The sequence below is a fragment of the Paractinoplanes rhizophilus genome (assembly GCF_042664765.1).
GTDB lineage: Bacteria > Actinomycetota > Actinomycetes > Mycobacteriales > Micromonosporaceae > Actinoplanes > Actinoplanes rhizophilus.
Genome location: NZ_JBHTBJ010000010.1, coordinates 55092 through 74134, shown reverse-complemented (window position 1 = coordinate 74134; position 19043 = coordinate 55092). Strand labels below are relative to the sequence as shown.

General features: G+C 71.1%; 13 protein-coding genes. 12 read left to right on the top strand and 1 reads right to left on the bottom strand.

What is annotated here, in order from left to right; translation table 11 throughout:
- The first annotated feature begins 80 nt into the window (after positions 1-80).
- From ACFQS1_RS16315 to ACFQS1_RS16265, 11 genes are all read left to right on the top strand, one after another.
- On the top strand, positions 81-281 hold the full coding sequence (locus ACFQS1_RS16315) for a DUF2750 domain-containing protein (protein ID WP_378969113.1): 201 nt from the start codon (positions 81-83) through the stop codon (positions 279-281).
- Positions 282-1120: 839 nt separating this feature from the next.
- Complete coding sequence (locus ACFQS1_RS16310; RefSeq protein ID WP_378968795.1) at positions 1121-1885, top strand: hypothetical protein; 765 nt, start codon at positions 1121-1123, stop codon at positions 1883-1885.
- A 14-nt stretch (positions 1886-1899) separates the two neighbouring features.
- Entirely contained in the window at positions 1900-2601 is a 702-nt protein-coding gene (locus tag ACFQS1_RS16305) for a hypothetical protein (protein ID WP_378968793.1), read from the top strand.
- A gap of 399 nt (positions 2602-3000) precedes the next feature.
- Positions 3001-4266 carry a PLP-dependent aminotransferase family protein gene (locus ACFQS1_RS16300; protein ID WP_378968791.1) on the top strand — a complete coding sequence of 422 codons (1266 nt, stop codon included), beginning with the start codon at positions 3001-3003 and terminating at the stop codon, positions 4264-4266.
- A 67-nt stretch (positions 4267-4333) separates the two neighbouring features.
- Positions 4334-5593: a hypothetical protein gene (locus ACFQS1_RS16295; RefSeq protein WP_378968788.1), complete on the top strand. Its 1260-nt coding sequence runs from the start codon at positions 4334-4336 to the stop codon at positions 5591-5593.
- Entirely contained in the window at positions 5580-6146 is a 567-nt protein-coding gene (locus ACFQS1_RS16290) for a hypothetical protein (protein ID WP_378968786.1), read from the top strand. The genes ACFQS1_RS16295 and ACFQS1_RS16290 overlap by 14 nt, the downstream gene beginning before the upstream one ends.
- Positions 6143-7504, top strand: a complete 1362-nt coding sequence (locus ACFQS1_RS16285; protein ID WP_378968784.1) for a PLP-dependent aminotransferase family protein — start codon at positions 6143-6145, stop codon at positions 7502-7504. Before ACFQS1_RS16290 ends, ACFQS1_RS16285 begins: the two co-directional genes overlap by 4 nt.
- Positions 7501-8439 (top strand): sucrase ferredoxin, encoded by a 939-nt coding sequence (locus ACFQS1_RS16280; RefSeq protein WP_378968781.1) that lies wholly within the window; start codon positions 7501-7503, stop codon positions 8437-8439. Before ACFQS1_RS16285 ends, ACFQS1_RS16280 begins: the two co-directional genes overlap by 4 nt.
- Complete coding sequence (gene tkt, locus ACFQS1_RS16275; protein WP_378968779.1) at positions 8436-10484, top strand: transketolase; 2049 nt, start codon at positions 8436-8438, stop codon at positions 10482-10484. Before ACFQS1_RS16280 ends, tkt begins: the two co-directional genes overlap by 4 nt.
- Positions 10477-10965 carry a hypothetical protein gene (locus ACFQS1_RS16270; RefSeq protein WP_378968776.1) on the top strand — a complete coding sequence of 163 codons (489 nt, stop codon included), beginning with the start codon at positions 10477-10479 and terminating at the stop codon, positions 10963-10965. Before tkt ends, ACFQS1_RS16270 begins: the two co-directional genes overlap by 8 nt.
- Entirely contained in the window at positions 10962-11942 is a 981-nt protein-coding gene (locus ACFQS1_RS16265; protein ID WP_378968774.1) for an aldo/keto reductase, read from the top strand. Before ACFQS1_RS16270 ends, ACFQS1_RS16265 begins: the two co-directional genes overlap by 4 nt.
- On the opposite strand, the gene ACFQS1_RS16260 is transcribed toward ACFQS1_RS16265, so the two are convergent.
- A complete protein-coding gene (locus ACFQS1_RS16260) occupies positions 11854-13104 on the bottom strand; it encodes a condensation domain-containing protein (RefSeq protein WP_378968772.1) in 1251 nt (416 codons plus the stop codon). The two genes, ACFQS1_RS16265 and ACFQS1_RS16260, sit on opposite strands and share 89 nt — an antisense overlap.
- A gap of 286 nt (positions 13105-13390) precedes the next feature.
- Here ACFQS1_RS16260 and ACFQS1_RS16255 point away from each other — a divergent pair, with 286 nt between their 5' ends.
- Entirely contained in the window at positions 13391-19042 is a 5652-nt protein-coding gene (locus tag ACFQS1_RS16255) for a type I polyketide synthase (RefSeq protein ID WP_378968770.1), read from the top strand.
- Position 19043 lies beyond the last annotated feature (1 nt).

The window sequence follows — 19043 nt, the reverse complement described above, 5'->3', positions numbered from 1 at the left end:
GCCGGTCCTCGTGCACAACTGCGGCGGCTCGCTTCAAGGGCTAGCACAAGCGGGCTCAGGCGGCGGCGTTCTTCCGCGAGATCGTCCAAACTCATACTGTTTGGTGGGTTCGAGACGACGGTGGCAGCCCCACCCCACTCTCGAGTTCTGGGCGGCCAGCTTTTCCCTATTGGTCATCGGAGGCCCGTGCGCAGCGGGCCGCTAATCTATGGGGACTCAATTTCGTGCTGTTTCGATGCCCTTGGATCATTGGCGAAGTGCGGCGCTGCCGGACCTGCTAAGGATGACTTCCGCGTGGGTATCAATTGGAGTGGGCAGCGGCTAACCGGATGGGACTTCACTGCTGACGAGGTACTCAATCGTCTCAGCCATGCACTCGGCGAGCCGCCATACGGGAAGTAAGGTCAGGCGAGCGGTGGGTCTGTCGCAGGAAGTCACGTTGCGTGAATGGTTGATTGTCGGGCGATGCTCCGGTAAGCCTGGGTTGCCGTCACGGTTGCCATCAATCGAGGTCAAACTCTCCCAGATTTCGATGGATTGAGGCGGCTCTTATAGTGCGGCTATCCGGATCCTGAAGATTGATCATCGAATCTTCGGCGAATGCGGTGGACCTACTCGGCGGCTCGGCGTTGATCGGCGTGCGCGTGGGCCGTGGGCCTGTAGTGCGTGGCGCGGCCCGGCTTCGGCCGGCCGCCTTCTTGAATGCGGTCATGAACCGCATGGGGTACTTGTGCTGCAACGCTTACAGCAGTCCAGCCCGCAACCCGGACTCCTCGGCGGGCAACCGCAACAGGTGCATCCGCTGGTTCTTCCGCAAACGCCGCCTGGCCAAGTCGTAGCTCGACATCGCGGTCGACTCGGATCCCGATCCCGACATACAAGACCGGGCGACGGCCGAGCAGATACACATTCAACTGCGGACGGCGCTCGCCCGTCCGCCGGAAGTGCTGAAGCAATGGAGCGATCGAGCGACCAAGGCGCCCACGGTTGTGGCGGCACTTCATGCAGCGTTCATCGAGCCTCGCCGTCAGCAGTTACGGTGCGGGGCGACCACGTAGCCGATCGGTGCCTACGATGTGCTGGATATCGAGCGTCTTCTACGGGAGGGTATGACGCTGTGATGGCATCGGGGGAACGGCTGCCCGTCGTGCTCGGGTTGGACTATCCGGGCCTGGAACGCCGGCCACGGCTGACCGGGCTGAGCACGCAGCTGACGGTCCGGCTGGTGGACGTGCTGGGCGGCCGGCTGCCGCAGGCGTTCACCAGCGAGGAGTGGGCGCGGGAACTACTGGGACGTCTGGCCACGCCCGAGGACGAGATCGCCTGCGTTGCCGCGTTCTGCATGGCCGCACCGATCGGGCAGGACATCGCCCGGATCCTGTTCGAGCGCACCGGCCGGGTCGTTCCGGTCATCGCTGTTGACGGCGCCGGCTGCCCGCCGAGCTTCGTCGCGACGTCGTTCGAGAGCCTGCTGAGCCGCTATGGTGATCGCGCGTCCACGGTGGACGTCTCCGAGACGTCGTTGCGGCAGGACCCGGCCGGGGTGCTCGGGCTGATGCGGGAGGCGTTGATGGCCGCAGCGACCGACGTCCTGATGGGTGACATCGGCGATGCCGTCGTGGCCCGGGAGATCGCCGCCGAACTCACCGGTGCGGCCGTCGACTGGCTCCGGCACCTGATCGCGGTGCACAACGCCACGTACACGCCGTGGCCCGGGCCGGTCCATCTGGTGAACTCCAGCGAGGCGCCGCTGTGGGGGAATTGGCCGGGCGCATCCGCCACCGAGATCACCGCCGTGGAGTGCACCCGGCTGGAGCTGCTGGGCCGCCGCGAGGTCGCCCGCGTCATCAACGAGGTGGCCGCCGCCCCGCCGGTGACCGGCTGATCATCGCCGGTGCCATGACCGATGGATCCGACGCGGCCGGTATCGACGTCACGGGCCTTCCGGATGACGTCGTGGCCCGCATCGATGCGCTCCAGCCCGGGGAGGAGATCGCCATCGTGCGCGGCGGCGCCCGGGTCGCCACGATAACCGGTGCCGGTAGCGTGCTTACCGGAGTCGTCATTTCCCCGGACCGGGCCGCGGAGGAGGTGCCCGGGCCGGCGAGCCGGCCCGACCGGGCCGCCGAGGACGTGCCCGACCGGGTGACCGTGGTCGCCGCCGCGATGAAACTGTCGGAATCGGCGCGCGCCGCGTTGTCCGCCGAACTCGGCGACGGCTACATCGTCGTCGACCTGCGGGCGGCGACCGCGACGACCGACGTGTTGCTGCTACCACCCGCAAGTCCCCAGTTGATCGGCAATCTCCGGGCGATGTTCCCCGCCGCGAGAATCGTCATCGCCGAGGTGGCGGACGAGAGTCTGGGGGTGGACTATCAGGGCGTGATACGCCGTGCCCTCGACGCCGGGGCGGAAGCTTATTTGACCTCGACCTCTATTCCGCGGCTGGCCCGGCAACTCGATCGAGCCATTATTCCGCGCCCCCAGCTCGCCGCCGGCTCGGCGGAGCCACCCGAGATCGGCGCGGCCGCATACGACCGGAATTCCCGACTCGACATTGATTCGACTGAATTCGATATGCCTAGTATCGAAGGGTCGTGACGCTGAGGTGCGCTCCGGATGGCCTGGACGCGGGAAGGTTCCTACTTACCGTACGTGCTCATCTACTGTGAGTGATCTCGGGATGTCTGCACCGGACACCCGTCCCTTGACAGCCTCTCGGCGCCGTAGGTAGCATTCATGCTCGTCGAAGCGACATAGAGTTGCTATTGTTCGCGACACTTCGCATTGTGGCCACAACTCGCCAATCGCGTTTCTCGAATGGCTGGTTCGTGGTCTGCTTTGTACCGGGGGGAAATTGTTGTGAATTCAATGTTTGTGCGTGCCCGCAATTTCGCACTCGTCGCCTCGCTCGTTTGAGCCATCGACGGCGACGTGGCAAACCGGATGCGGATCAGCGGTCACGAACCGGCCGCGGTCAAAAGACGTCTAGGCGACGTCATGGGGGTCCTGGCCGATGCCGGCCGGACGTCGCGCGACGCGCTCAACCTGGTGCCCAGTGAGAACCGGCTCTCGCCGCTGGCGTCCAGCGTGCTGGGAACGGATTTCTACCACCGCTACTTCTTCAACGACGGCCTGGACCCGGGCTTCTGGCAGTTCCGTGGCGGGCAGTCGGTGGGCTTCCTCGAGACCGACCTGACCAAGTCGAGTCTCGGGGATCTGGCCGGTACCGAGCTGGTGAACGTGCGGCCGATCTCCGGCATGAGCGCGATGGTCCTCGCCCTGGCCGGCCTCGGCGGGCCGCCCGGCGGACACGTTCTGTGCGTCCACCCGGAACGCGGCGGGCACTACGCCACCGGTTCGGTCGCACGGCGGCTCGGCTTCGAGGTCTCGCTGTTGCCGGTGCGTACGGGCACGGTGGACGACACCGCGCTGCGGTCGGCGTTGCGCACCCACCGGCCCCGGCTCGTCTACCTGGACCTGCAGAACAGCCGTCAGGTCCTGGACGTGACGGCGGTCGTCGAGTCGGTCCGGGCCGAGTCGCCCGCCACGCTTGTCCACGTCGACTGCAGTCACTCGCTCGGGCTGGTGCTCGGCGGCGCGCACCCGAACCCGCTGGACGACGGCGCGGACTCCATCGGCGGGTCGACGCACAAGACTTTCCCCGGACCGCACAAGGGCGTGCTCATGACCCGCCGTCCCGAGCTGCACCGGGCCATCGCCGAGGCGCAGTTCACGCTCCTCTCGTCGCACCACTTCGCCGAGACACTGGCGCTCGGGGTGGCTGCCACCGAGTTCACCGTGTTCGGGCCCGCATACGCCGCGCAGACCGTCGCGAACGCTCGCCGTTTCGAGACCGGGCTGGGCGAGGCCGGATTCGATGTCGTGCTCGAGGACGGCCGGGCGACGGAGAACCACCAGGTGTGGGTGCGGATCGGGGACGCGGCGGCGACGGACGCGTTCGCCGGATGCCTCTACGAGGGACAGATCCGGGTGAACGTCCAGGTGGACCTGCCCGGCGTACCCGGGCCGGCGCTGCGTCTGGGAGTCAACGAGCTGACGTTCACCGGCGCCCGCGAGGAGTCGGTGGATCTGCTTGTCCAGGCATTCACGGCGGCGCGGGACGGTGACGCCGAGAAGGTGCTCCGCCTGGCCCACGATGTCCGGGACGCCGCGGGGCGGCCGTACTGGTTCGAGCCGGGCGACGAAGCCGCGCTCCCGAGCGACCGTCTGGGGCGAAGCGTGGTGGCCACCGCCGGCGACTGAGTCCACTCTCGACGGCGTGACGGCACCGACATCCCAGGAGATTTTTCTGTGGCGCTAAGGGGGAAGCGTGCGCACCGGTGGATGGACGCGATACACGGCTGAGGTGACGGCCCTGCGGGAATCCCCGGTCTTCCGGGGTACGGAGACGGCGGACGGAGCCGCACCGTTCGACCCGCCGGAAAACGCGGTGCCGGCGCGGATCGTCCGGGCGGCCGCGCAGGTCAAGTCGACCCCCGGCATTCTCTGGGACGTTCCCGGCCTGACCGCTCACATCGGGTTCCTCGGGCGCCTGCTGGCCCGGCACGGCCTGAGCATGCACTGTGCCCTCAAGGCCTGCGCCAGCGCGCCGATCGTCCGGCTCCTGCGGGAAACAGTCCGGGCCGCGGACGTGGCGACGGCCGAGGAGCTCCGGCTGGCCCGGAGCCTCGGGTTCAGCCGCATCTCCGCCACCGGCCCGGCGTTCGCCCGGGAACAGATTCCGGACCTGCTCGCCGGCGGTGTGCTCTTCGACGCGCAGTCGCCCGTGCAGCTGGACCAGTTGCTGGAACAGCCGTTCCCCGCGGCGGCCGGTGGCGCGGTGGACTGGGGGGTGCGAGTCCGGGTGCCGCTCCCGGACGTCCTGCGCTCGTCCACCAGCCGGGGCCAGGAAAGCCGTTTCGGGCTGGTGCTCGACGAGCGCCTCGCCGATCGCCTCCGGTCGGCGCCGCAACCCGTGCGGCGGGTACGCGTGCACACCGGTGAGGTGACCCCGGACCTCCTGGCCTTCCGGGCCCGGTACGCCGTGCTCGTCGCCCGCCTGCTGGGCACCGTCGATCAGATCAACCTGGGCGGTGGCCTGCTGCGCCTGTCGCGACGACCTGACCTCCTCGACGCGACACTGCGGACGATCGGGGCCGAGCTCCGCGCGTACGACGGTCCGGAGCTGAGCGTGTGGATGGAGCCCGGGGCCGCGCTCACCCTCGACCACGCCTACCTGGTCACCCAGGTGCTCGACGCCGACTGCGCGTCGCCGCACGGTCAGGGCGTGGTGGTCGACGCGTCGGCGTGGAATCTCGCGCCCTGGGCCTACCCGTCGTTCCACCCGGTCGCCGACGCATCGCAGGTCTTCACCGGCGACGTCTTCGGTCCGTCGCTGTACGAAAAGGATCGGTTCCGGCGTACCGCACGGACGCCGTCGGCGACCCGCCTCGCCGTCGGCGACCGCCTCCTGGCCACTTCGTTCGGTGCCTACACGCTCGTGCACGCACGACAGTTCGGACAATTGCCGGTCCCTGACCAATACCTGGTCGACGACCACGGGATGGAGCGCGTCGATGAACGACCGTAAGACAATGCCGGAGCCCGAGTGGATCGTCCGGGGCGCAACGGGCGCGCCGCTCGTCGGGCGGTTCCCGCTCGGCATCGACGTGGAACGGCTGCGCGCCGAGACGAGCGGCCTGCTGGAGAAGCATCCGCTCATCTTCGAGTCCACCCGGCAGCTCGCTCTCCAGATCCGGCCCGGCTCGACCGATCCCTGGTACGAGTCCTGCTACCAGGAGAAGGACATCGCCCCGGAACAGGAGTACGACACCCTGAACCCGGAGCTCGAAGGCACGTACCTCGCCGAGGTGCTGGCCGGCTTCCCGTTCACCGTCTTCCGGGCGCGGCTGCTCGGTGTCGATCCGAGGCATTGCTACTCGGTGCACCGCGACGCCACGCCTCGCGTCCATGTCGCCATCGAGACGACGGAGCACGCGGTGTTCGTATTCGTCGACGAGAACAACGTCTTTCGGATGCCGGCCGACGGTGACGCCTACTTCGTCGACACCCGGCACACCCACACCGCTCTGAACGGCGCACGCGACCTGCGTCTGCACCTCGTCGTGGGTGCGGCAGCGTGATGCCGGCCGTCGGGACCGCGCCGGAGCTGGACTCGCTGTCTCCCGTCACCGGCTCTTATCCACCGCTCGCCGCTCCGGCGGACGCCGGCTTCCCGGCGCTGCCCGACGTGCAGTGCGTGACCTATTACCGCCGTATCCGCTCCGGCGCCACCGCGACCGCGCGCCAGATCGGGTACGGCATCAACCGCCGGATGCCCGTCACGGCGGTGCGGCACTGGCTGGGCCGGATGTACGACGACATGTTCGACGGGCGGCTCGCCGACTACACCGGCGCGGACGATCTCGCCGACCGCTCCCTGATCGCTCAGCTCGCCGGGCGGTACCTGGACACCGAGCTCGAACCCGAGCACGTGGTGCTGTTCAACGGAAGTACCGAGGCGATCAGCGTCCTGCTGGGTTTCGCCGCGGCCCGGCGCCTGCCGGCGGCCTTCCCCTTGCCGCTGTACTGCAGCTTCGAGCAATCCGCGGCCCGGCACCGGGTCCCGGTGTGCGCGTACTACACCGCGGACGGCCGGATCCTGCGAGTATCCGGGGAACGGGACGTTGGGCCGCTGCTCGTGGACATCGCGCCCAACGGGGTCAGCGGGGCGTGGGCGCGGACGGCGCCGGTACGGCAGGCCCTCGCACCGTCGTTCGACGTCGTGGACCACGTCTTCGCGTTGCCGACGTTCCAGCCGGCCGACGAGTTCCGGGCTCAGCTGCGGGCCCGGATCGGATCGCTGGAGCGCACCGCGGTGCTGATGAGCCCGTCGAAGGATCTCTCGGTGCCGGGCATCCGGTGCGGAATCATGCTGACCCGTGATCCCGAGCTGCTGGCCTACGCGCGGGCGGATCGCTTCGAACGCGGGTACTCGGTGTCGGTGGGCCTCGGGCGGGTCGCCGCGGTTCACCTGGCGCTCCTGCTGGCGGTGTTCGACCCGGGCGGGGCGGGACGGGCCCCGGTGCTGGCGGAGGCCTTCCGCGCCGCGCGCCTGCCGTGGTGCGGCGAACCGGCGCTGACCGAGTTCCGCGCCGTGGCCGGCGCGCACCGCGGTGAGTTCCTGCAAGCCCTGGACATCGCCGACCGCAGTGGCCTGCTCGTGCCGGTGGACCGAGTGCCGGACCCGGTGGCCGGCTACTCGGCGCTTCGCCGGATCCCGGACCTGCACACCGGACGCGCCATCACCGGGTGGGCGACGGACGCGGCCCGGATCGGGCTCAAGGTCAACCCGATGTACCTGTTCGGCGCCGACGAACAGGTGTGGAGCCGGCTGTATCCCGCCACCCAAGCCATTCGCCTCAACATCTCGGTGCCGCCGGACGCGCTGGGCGCCGATCTCGAACTGCTCCGCGCCCTCCTGAAAGGTGACGCCCGATGACCGCAATCGTCAGTCCGGACACGCCGGCGTGCTCGGTGCTCGCCCAGCAGCTGGGCGATCCGTTGACCGCCACCGCGCTCGAGGTGACCGCCTGGCTGCTGCTGGAGCACGCCGGCCCATGGGGCAAGAACGCCCTGACCGAGAGCGGCCTCGACCCGGCCGGCACCGCCGAACTGGACCGGATCGAGCGCCGGATCGGCGTACGGACGCAGCTCATCAGCCCACCCGCCGAGCAGGAGCCCCGGTGGTGTTACGCCGCGGTGCGCGCGCCGGGCCGGGCGCCCGGATGGGGACGGAGGGCGGTCGACGGCCTCGCCGACCTGCTGGGGTTCGACTTCGCGGCCCTGGCGGCCGGGCAGCTCCCGCCGGACTTTGAACCGGTGGCGGAGCCGTTGTACGCGGTCTGCGCGAACGAGGCCGGCGACCCGTGCTGCGGGCGGAGCGGCGCCGCGGTGCACGTCGCACTCCGGGCGCAGGTGGGCGATCGGGCCCGCCGCACCGCACACGTCGGGGGGCACAAGTTCGCGGCGAACGTGGTCGTCTTCCCGCACGGGCATTACTACGGCCGGGTCGACCCGGCGGCGGCCGCGGCGATCACGGCCGCGACCGAGGCGGGCCGGATCGAACTGGAGCATTTCCGTGGCCGGTCGACGTACACCATCCCGGAGCAGGCGGCCGACGACGCGCTCCGCCAGCAGGGTTCGTACCTCGGGCTGGACGAGGTGTCACTGGTCGAGAGAGCGGTCGAGGCGGGCGACCGGACCTACCGCAGCCGGTTCACCACGGCCGACGGGCGCCGGCACACGGTGACGGTCCGTTCCGAGGACCAGTCGCCGGCCCGGCTCCAGTCCTGCACCGACGCCGGGCCCTCGACACCGGTCCGTTGGTCGTGCGTCGAGCTGCACTCGGCCGAGCCGATCGGACACGACGCGTGACCGGCGCCGAGAGCTCCCGGTGGGCCGGGCCGGTGGCCACGGCCCGGGGCTTGATCATCGACACCGTCGAGCACGCCGGAAACGGCCACGTCGGGGCGGCGCTGGCCCTCGCGCCGCTCGGATGCGCGATCTACGGTGACGTGCTGCGGCACGACCCCGCCCGGCCGGACTGGCCGGACCGGGATCGCCTGGTGCTCAGCGCCGGGCACGCCTCGGCCTGGCAGTACGTCCTGCTGCACCTCGCCGGTTATGCCGTGACCCTGGACGACCTGCGATCGTTCCGGCGCCTGGGCTCGATCACCCCCGGTCACCCCGAGCGCGGCCTGACGCCCGGCGTGGAGACCACCACCGGTCCGCTCGGTCAAGGGCTGGCCACGGCAGTCGGCCTGGCGGTGGCCGAACGCCTGCTGGCCGCCCGGTTCAACCGCCCGGGGTTCGAGATCGTCGACCATGCCACGCTGGTGGTGGCGTCGGACGGCGACCTGATGGAGGGCGTCAGCCAGGAGGCGATCTCCCTGGCCGGGCAATGGGGCCTGGACAAGCTCGTGGTGTGCTACGACAGCAACGGCATCACCATCGACGGCCCGACCTCGCTGTCGTTCGGTGTCGAGGATCAGCTCGCTCGATTCCGGGCCAGCGGCTGGGCGGTCGAGCAGGTTGCCGCGGTCGAGGACGTCGAGGTTCTCGCGGACGCGTTGCGCCGGGCACGGCACCGCGGCGACGGCCGGCCGACCCTGGTGGTCCTGCCGACCGAGATCGGGTACCCGGCCGAGGCGGTACGCGGGACGACCAAGGCGCACGGGTCCCCGCTCGGCGCCACCGAGGCCGCCCGGACGAAGGCCGCGCTCGGCCTGGATCCGGCCCGCACCTTCCAGGTCCCGGCCGACAGCGCCCGGATGCTCGACGCGCGCCCGCGCGGTGACCGGGACAGATCCCTGTGGGAAAAGACCTTCGGCGAGTGGAGCCGGGAGTTCCCGGAACTGCGGGCCGGGTGGGATGCGGCGCACGGGCCGGTCCCCGCGGACGTGCTGGCCGGTTTCCCGGTTCCCGGACACGAGCCGGTGTCCCCCCGCAACGTCTCCCGGCTGATCATGGACGAGCTCAGCGACCGATTGCCGACGATGGCCGGCGGAGCGGCGGACCTCGTCGACTCGACCAAGACCGCGGTGGCCGGGGCGAGCTTCTTCACCGCGGCGGCTCCGGACCGCAACCTGGCCTTCGGGGTCCGGGAGCACGGGATGGCCGCGATCGTCAACGGGCTCGCGTTGCACGGTGGCATCCCCAAGCCGTTCGGATCCACGTTCCTCACCTTCGGCGACTACATGCGTCCGGCGGTCCGGCTGTCCGCGCTCATGGGTCTTCCAGTGTTGTGGATCTGGACGCACGACTCGATCGCCATCGGGGCGGACGGGCGTACCCATCAGCCGGTCGAGCACCTGGCCTCGCTGCGCGCCATGCCCGGTCTCTGGGTGATGCGCCCGGCCGACGCGTACGAGACCACTCACGCCTGGCGTGCGGTCCTGGCCCGGACCGACGGCCCGGTCGCCCTGGTCTTGGCTCGCCAGCTCCTACCGGTTCTGGACGAGGCCGGCGCGGCCGCCGCGGCGGCCGGCGTCGCCCGGGGCGGATACGTGCTCGCCGACTGCCCGGGTCAACCGGACATCCTGCTGCTTGCCAGCGGCAGCGAGGTCCATCTGGCCGTGGCCGCGGCACGCGAGCTCACCCGTTCCGGCACGGCGGTCCGGGTGATCTCGATGCCCTGCTGGGAGCTGTTCGGCGCGCAGGAGACCGAATATCGGGACGCCGTCCTGCCGCCGGCTGTCCGGATCCGGCTGGCGGTCGAGGCCGGGTCCTCGATGGGCTGGCATCGGTGGGTCGGGCTGGACGGCGAGGTGTTGTCGGTGGACGAGTTCGGCGCCTCCGATCACGGCGATGTCCTGCTCGAGCATTTCGGGATGACGGCCGGGAACGTGGTCGGCGCGGCGCGCCGCCTGCTCACCCGCCCGGAAACGACGACGAGGAACGGGGAGAGCGATCATGAATGAGACCGAGGACTGGGATCCCGCCGGTCTGGACCGGGTGCAGAAGATCCTCGACGCATCGCTCGACCGGGCAGGCCCGGTGCAGACGTCGTTCTTCGCCAAGCCGGACCGGACCCTGCGGGCCCGTGACTTCGTGGAGACCTGGAACGCCATCTACATGTGCGCGGTCGCGAGCTACGGCAGTTCCGGCTGGCCCCACCTGGCGGCGGTCAAGCTGCAGTTCGACCGGTCGGCCTCGTTGACGATGTTCCTCTATCTCGACACGGTCCGCGACCGCGACCTGAAGCACGTCCCGCGGCTGGCGCTGCAGAAACATCGGGACGACGGAACGGTCCTCACCTGCTATGCCCGGGCCGCGGCGCCGGCCACCGAGCCGGTCACCGACGCGCGCGGGCGCCGGCACGTCCTGGTCCCCTTGGAACCGGTGCGGATGTACGGCATCGGCCCGTACGTCAGCGGTCCGCTGGCCACGGTGTCGTCGTGACGTTCCCCGGCGGCCGGATGGTCCTGGGCACCAGCGGCTTCACCAAGTACAACGACGAGGCGTCCTCGGTGGCCGCGATCGCGGCCGCATTGGACTGCGGCATCACCACGTTCGACACCGCAGACAGCTACGGGCGGGACCGCCGTGGCCGGGCGGAGGAGATCCTCGGCGCCGTTCTCGCCCCGCATCGGGACGAGGTGGTGTTGTGCACCAAAGGCGGCTCGGAGTTCGACGGGCGACCGGCGTCGGCGCGGCCGGACCGGATCCGGGAAGCCCTTCTCGGGTCGCTGCGCCGGCTTCGGACCCGCTGGGTGGACGTCTATCTGCTGCACGTGCCGGACCCGGACGTCCCGGTCGAGGACACCATGGGAGCGCTGACCGAACTGGTCGCCGAAGGCCTGGTCCGGGTGGCCGGATGTGCCAACCTCGGCCCGGAAGACCTGGAACGGGCGGTGCGCGCCTATCCCGGGATGGGGTGCGTGCAGGACGAGCTGAACCTCCTCTCGCGCGGGGCCGAGGCGCGGCTGCTGCCGTACTGCCGGTCGCGGGACCTCGCCTTCCTCGCGTACGCGCCGCTCGCTCAGGGCCTGCTGACCGGCAAGTACCGGTCGGGGCGGCAGCCGGCCGGAAGCCGGCTGGACCGGATGGGACCCGAGCGGGCGGCACGGATCCGGTCCGGTGGCGCGCAGGCCCGCGCGGACGCGTTCGCCGGGCTGTGCGCGCGACGGGAGGCGGATCCGGCCCAGGTGGCCCTCGCCTGGGTTCTGAGCCGGCCGGGGGTCACCGCCGCGGTGGCCGGCGCCAGCGGGCCGGAACAGGTGCGGAACAACGCGGCGGCCGTCGGCCTGGAGCTCGGCGCCGACTTCGCGGCCGAGATCGACGGCGTCGTCACGTCGTGGCCAGATCTTCCGTCACCGCGTGGAAGAAGTCCGTCACCCGCTCCGGATCGAAGTCACGCCGATACATCCAGACGCTGACGGTCGCCTCGCCGCGACCGGCGGACAGCTCGACGGTCAACCGGCCGGGCCGAGCCTGAATGAACAACGACAGATCGAGGACCTGTGGTAGCGGCAGCTGATCGGCGTCATCCCGGGACGGGCGGGTGCGGGGCACCCGCCGGTTGCCCGGGACGAGATGGAGATTGGGCATCTCCGGGCCGCCGGCTTCCGTTCGGCCGCTCATCACGGCCCGGCGCGGGATCGCCGATGCCGTACATTCCTCGAGCCGGTCGCGCACCGCCGAGGCCGCGGACGTCAAATCTTCTTTCTCATTCGCGCTGAGATGGACGTTGAGTCCGTGCGCGAAAAGTCCGACCGTCGTCGCGGCCCACGGAACCGTGCGGCCGTGGAAGTCCGTGCTCAAACCGGCGGCGGATGCACCGGTCTCCAACAATTGACGGCGAAGGATGGCTGCCGCCAATACGACAAAACGCGTCGTCCCGCATTTCCGTGCTACCTCGTCGAGACCATTACGCGCGTCGGCCGACAATGGAAGGTCCGCTTTTTCCGACCCCGGGGCGCCGGACTCGCGGGCCAGTGCGCAGCCCGGCAGTCCCGAACCCCACCGGTCGAAATAGCGGTCCCAGAAGTCACGGACCCGGGCGCCCGCCGGCCCGTCCCACCATGAGCGCTGGTGCTCGGCGAACCGCGCGTAGCTGTCGTCGGCGCCGCCGGACAGCAGGCGCTGCGGACCGTCGCGGTAGCTGTTCGCCAGGTCCTGCCCGAGGAGTTGAGCCGAGGTCCCGTCGCACACCAGGTGGTCCGCGGACAAGGCGAGGAGGTGCGTGTCGTCGGGGAGTCCGATGAGGACGGCGCGAGCGCGTTCCGGCAGCTCCGGGGGGAACGGCTGCTGAGCCGACGCGATCGGCCCGGCCGGGCCGGGCACGTCCGGCTCCGCGGTGACGACCGGGATCGCGTACGGCTCGGCGATGACCGCCCGGTGCGGTTCGCCGAGCCGGAAGACGGTGCGCAGGGCGGTGTGCCGGACGGTCAGCGCATCGAGCGCGGCACCCAGCCGGGCCCGGTCGACCCCGCCCGGGATCCGGAGTATCGCCGGGACGGTCACCGACGATCCGCCCCGGCCCAGTGAGGCGATCCAGACCTCCTGCTGAACCGAGGTCGGTATGGCATAAGACGTCATGCGGCGGCCTTTCGTCGACGGCCGGCCGGAGCCCGGCCTCTCGCATCGGGAAAGGTAAACCACGGACCCGGCGAGAGCAATTGCCGCGGGCTACACCGGCGCTCCGGGCCTTGCTCATCGAATCGCGTCCATGGTAGAAACCATGCGGCTCTCAGGACCAGCGCCGGTCGGTTACGCGCCCACGGGAGAAGACATTGGACGGTCCATGCGGGCGGAATTTCACAGATCTGCCGACCGCCCGCTGGTGATGTATTGATTCGACGGTGTGAGAAGCGGGGGAGATATGATGGAATTCATCGCGGTCATCGGAACGGCAGTTCGCTTTCCGCAGGCGATGGACGTCGGCGAGTACTGGGACAACCTCGTGGCCGGCCGCGACTGCTGCACCGAGCTCGAGGACGACGACCTGCTGCGGCGGGGTGAGTCGCCCGACTACCTGGCCAATCCGGGCTACGTCCGGCGCCGGCCGATCATGCCCGAGCCGGACATGTTCGATCACCGCTGCTTCGGGCTGACGCCGAAGGAGGTCGAGCTGCGCGATCCCGGGCAGCGGGTCTTCCTGGAGCTTTGCCACAGCGCCATCGAGCAGGCCGGCTACGACCCGGCGCGGTACCCGGGCGCGATCGGCGTGTTCGGCGGGACCAACGACCAGCGCTACCGCGTCGACCACCTCGAGCCCATCCCCGACATCATGCAGACCGTCGGATTCCTGTCCATCGAGATCGCGAACCACCCCGACTACGTCGGCACGTTCGTCGCCCACCGGCTCGGGCTGCGGGGACCGGCGCTGACCGTCCATACCGCCTGCTCCTCCACGCTGACCGCGGTGCACACCGCGTGCCGCTCGTTGCAGACCCGAGACTGTGACATGGCCCTGGCCGGGGTGGCGAGCATCCAGTTCCCGATCGCCTACGGGTACATCCATCAGGAGGGGAGCATCGTCTCGTCGGACGGGGTCGTTCGGCCCTTCGACGCCGACGCCGACGGCACCAACTTCGGCAGCGGGGCCGGTGTCGTCCTGCTCAAGCGCCTCGACGACGCGCTCGCCGATAGGGACAAAGTGCTGGCCGTCATCCGGGGCACCGCGTTGAACAACGACGGCGACCGCAAGGCGGGTTTCACCACGCCGAGTCCCGTCGGCCAGGCCGAGTGCATCGCGGCCGCGCTGCGCAGCTCCGGCGTTCACCCCCGGGACATCTCCTACGTCGAAGCGCACGGCACCGGGACCTCGGTCGGCGACCCGATCGAGGTCGCCGGGCTGGTCGACGCGTTCCAGCGGGTCGCCGGTGAACCGCTGCCGGCCCAGTACTGCGGACTCGGGTCGGTGAAGGGCAACGTCGGGCACATGGCCCAGGCAGCCGGCGCCTCCGGTCTCATCAAGACGGTGCTCGCCCTGCAGCACGAGGTGCTACCGGCCAGCATCAACCTGCGCAAGCTCAATCCCAAGCTGCAATTGGAGAAGACCCCGTTCACGGTGCTGACCGAGACCACGCCGTGGCCGCGGGTGGCGGACCGGCCGCGCCGGGCCGGGGTCAGCTCGTTCGGGATCGGCGGGACGAACGGGCACGTCATCCTCGAGGAGGCGCCGGCGACCGACCGCACCCCGCTGGTCGCGGACCGGTCGTGCGAGCTGCTGGTCTGGTCGGCGGCCGAGGAGAAGGCCCTGGACGCGTACGCCGACCGCCTGGCCGACCACCTGGAGAACGTCGACGATCGGGCGTTCCACGACTCCGCGTACACCCTGCGCGTCGGGCGCACCCAGCGCCGCCACCGCCGGGCCCTGGTCGCCGGCGACGCCGGGAGCGCCGTGACCGCCTTGCGGTCGGGCAACGCGGGCATTCGCGCCGACGGAACCCGCCGTTCGCCGGTCTTTTGCTTCCCGGGCCAGGGCGCCCAGCACCCGGGCATGGCGCACCAGCTCTATCGCGAGGAGCCGGTGTTCCAGCGGTACTGCGACGAGTCGTTCGAGATCCTCGAGCCCCTGCTCGGCTTCGACTTGAGGCGGGCCTGGCTCACCGCCGAGGATCCGGAGGTGATGGCGGAGACGCGCCTGGCCCAGCCGCTGATCTACCTGCTCGAGTGCGCCATGGCCCATCTGCTCGCCGACTGGGGACTCACCCCGGATCGGGTGCTCGGCCACAGCGTCGGCGAGATCGCGGCGGCGACGGTGGCCGGGGTATTCAGCCGCGAGGACGGTCTGCGCGTGATCTCCGAGCGGGCCCGCCTGATGCAGGAGATGCCGCGCGGCCGGATGCTGGCCGTGGCGGCCGGTCGCGCGGCCGTCGAGCCGTATCTCAACGAGGACGTGTCGCTCGCCGCGGTGAACGGACGGGCCCAGACCATCGTCTCCGGCCCGGAGGAGGCCATCGAGGACGTGGCTCAGCGGCTGCGTTCCGATCGCATCGCCTCCAGCCGCCTGGGCAGCTCACATGCGTTCCACTCGCCCATGATGGCGCCGGCCGCCGCGGCGTTCGAGGCGATGCTCAAGGACGTCACCCTGTCGCCGCCCGCGCTCCCGCTGGTCTCCGTCGCCACCGGTCAGGAGCTGACCGGCGAGCAGGCGCAAGAGCCCGGCTTCTGGGCCCGCCAGCTGGTCGACCCGGTTCTGTTCGCGCCCGCGCTGCACACGCTGCTGAAGGCGGGACCGGCGTTCCTGCTCGAGGTCGGTCCCGGGCACACGCTGAGCGCGCTGATGCGCGGCGACGCCGAGGTGCGGTCCTCCGGCTCGGTCGCCCTCCCGACGTCGCCGGCCACCGTGCCGGACAAGCGGGGCCGGCACGACCTGGAGGAGACGCTCGGCCGGCTGTGGGTCGAGGGCCTGCCGGTCGATCTGGCCCGCCGGGATGCGGGCCGCGGCCTGCATCGCATCCAGATGCCCGGATACGCGTACCAGCGCCGTCGTTTCTGGGTCGAGCGAGCCGTCACCCACTCGCCGGCGCGGGACAACGCCCTTCCGGTGGCGCCGGCCGAGACCGCCGCGCCGACGTCCACCGAGGACACCGCCCCGGTCGCCGAGCCGGCCGCCGTATCCCCGGCGGAGAGTGCGCCCGGGGTGCCGGTTCCCGGAGCACCGGCGTCCGAGTGGAGCCTGGCGGCGTGGGACTGGACCCGCAGGCTGGAGGGCACCGCACCGGTCCCGGCCGCGCGGATCGGCGGGCAGGACGCCCTGTTGGTCCTGCCGGGCGGGCTGCCCGACGCGGCGGCTTTCCGGCGCGCCTTCCAGCGGGCCGGCTACCGCACCCGGATCGCGACCGCCCCCGAGCGCCCGGCCACCGGGCCGGCCCCCACGGGCGGCCGGGTCCTCGCCCCCGGCTCCGAGGAGGACTGGACCCGGATCCTGTCCGACCTCGCTCCGGACGCTCCGCTGCTGATCGCCCATGCCCTGCTGGCCGGTGGTCCGGCAGAGGTCAGCAGCGCGAATCTCGACGAGCAGCTCGAGCGGGGCTACCACGACCTGGTGGCCTGCGCCCGGGCCGTGGCGCGGTCCCGAGGGCGGGACGAGACCATCCTTCTCGTCCTGGCCCGCAACGCGGTCGACGTCACCGGCGCCGAGACGGTCAACCCGGCCACCGCAATGGTGCACGGCCTGTTGCGGAGTTTGGAACAGGAGTACGCGAACCTGCGCTGCGTGCTGGTGGACGTCGGCGCCGGCACGCGCGCCGAGATGCTGACCGACACCATCGCGACGCTCGACCTGCCGCTGGTGGCGTTGCGCGGATCGGCCCGGTGGGAGCCGGGGCTGCGGCCGGTGCCCCGGACGTCCCTTCCCGGGCGGCCGAGGCTGCGGGTCAACGGCACCTACCTGATCACCGGAGGGCTGGGCGGCATCGGGCTCGTCACCGCCCAGGCCCTGGCCGACACCGGTCTGGAGCCGCGGCTGGTGCTCATGGGCCGATCGGCCTCGCCGGCCACGGACTCGTTACAGGGAGCGCAGCTGGCCGCGGCCATCGAGGAGTTGGAGGAGGCGGGCGCGGAGGTGCTCGTGGTCCGCGGTGACGTCACCGACCGGGACTCGCTCAAGTCGGTGCTCGCCCAGGTGCGGGACCGGTTCGGCGCCCTGCACGGAGTGGTCCACTCGGCCGGGGTGGCGGGCGGTGGCCTGGTCCGGCAGCGCTCGCGCGAAGACGTCATGAAAGTCCTGGCGCCGAAGCTGCACGGCACCGTCCTGATCGAGGAGTGCCTGGCCGGCCAGCCGCTGGACTTCCTGCTGCTGTTCTCGAGCATCGCCAGCCTGACCGGCATGCTGGGTAGCGCCGACTACGCGGCCGCCAACGCGTTCCTCAACGCCTGGGCCCAGCAGAACGGCCGCGGTGACTGCTGGACGACCTCGGTCGCCTGGCCCGGGTGGTCCGAGGTCGGCATGCTCGCGCAAGCGGCCGCGGGCGTGGCCGAGCTGCTCACCGGCGGCTCCGCCGCGGCCGCGCGGCCCGCCGCGCCGGCCACCGGCGACGGCCGGGGCGAGCCCCCGGCCGACACCCAGGAGGCGTTGGAATTCCGGCGGACCCTGTCGCCCGAGACGGACTGGGAACTGACCGAACACCGTTTCTCCGGCCGCTCCGCCCTTCCCGGCACCGCGTCCATGGAACTGATCGTCACCGCGGCCCGGGAGCTCGGTCTCGTTCCGGCCGACCGGGCGGTCGAGGTCCGCGACGCCGTCCTGGCAGCCCCGGTCAACGCGCCGGAGCCGATCGAGCTCCGGGTGGCCTTCACGCCGATGGCCGACGTGCACCGTTTCCGCCTCCAGTCCCGGCCGGCCGGCACCGAACGGCCGTGGCAGCACCACGTGAACGGAGTGGTCGCCGCCGGGCCGGCCGACGTGCCGCAGGACGCCGACGTGGCCGCGATCCGGGCCGGGCTGGCCGAGGCGCCGCCGGCGCGGCTGCCGTCCCCGCAGAGCGGCTGGCTCGAGTTCGGCCCGCGCTGGGATTGCGTGACCCGCCTCGAAGTCGGCCCTCGCGAGTGCCTGGCCGAGCTCGTCGTGCCCGAGGAGTACCAGGCCGATCTCAAAGAGCACCTGCTGCACCCGGCGGTGCTGGACCGGGCCGGCATGATCATCCCGGCCGGGGACGAGGACCGGGCGGACGGTCCTCGTGCGGAGGGCGCCGAGCCCCAGGCTCGGCACTACATCCCCTTCCTCTATCGCCGCCTGCGGTTCTTCGCGCCGATACCGGCTCGCGTCCTGGCGCACGGCCGGATGAGCCCGGACAAGAACGGTGTGCGCCTGGTCGACATCGACCTGTACGAGCCGGACACCGGCCGGCTGCTCGTTCAGGTGACCGGCTACACCGTCCGGGAGGTCGATGCCGACGACTTCATGCGACGGCTGGCCGAGAAGCCCAAGGTCGCCGCCCCGAGCGTGCAGACACTGGAGCAGATGCGCAGCGCGGCCGCCGGACCGGTAGGAAACGCGCCGCTGCGCGAATCGCGGCCGGTGGAGGTGGACGACAACCTGCTACGGCCTCGCGAGGGCGCGCAGGCGCTGCTGGACATCCTCGACGGCCGGTATCCGTCGTTCCTCCTCGTGCTGCCCAAGGCGGGTGGAGCGGTGCCGGGCATGCCGTGGTCCGGCGCAGCGGTGGCGCCGCGCCCGACCGAGCCCGCGCCGAAGCCGGTGACCGTCGCCGCGGTCACCGCCCCTCCGACCCCGCCGCCCGCGCCCGCCACCACGGGGACGGAAAGCTCCGCGCCGGCGGCGGTGCCCGATTCGATGGAGACCATCGTCGCGGCGGTCCGCGAGCTCTGGACCGAAGCCCTGGGCATCGATGAGATCGGCCTGGACGAGGACTTCTTCGAGCTCGGCGGCAACTCGCTGGTGGCGGTGCAGCTGAGCGCGCGCCTGCGCGAGCGGTTCGGCGTGGAGCTGAGCGCCGGGGCTCTCTTCGACGCCAACACGATCGAGCGGCTGGCCAAGGAACTTCTCGCGACGAAGGCGGGCTGAC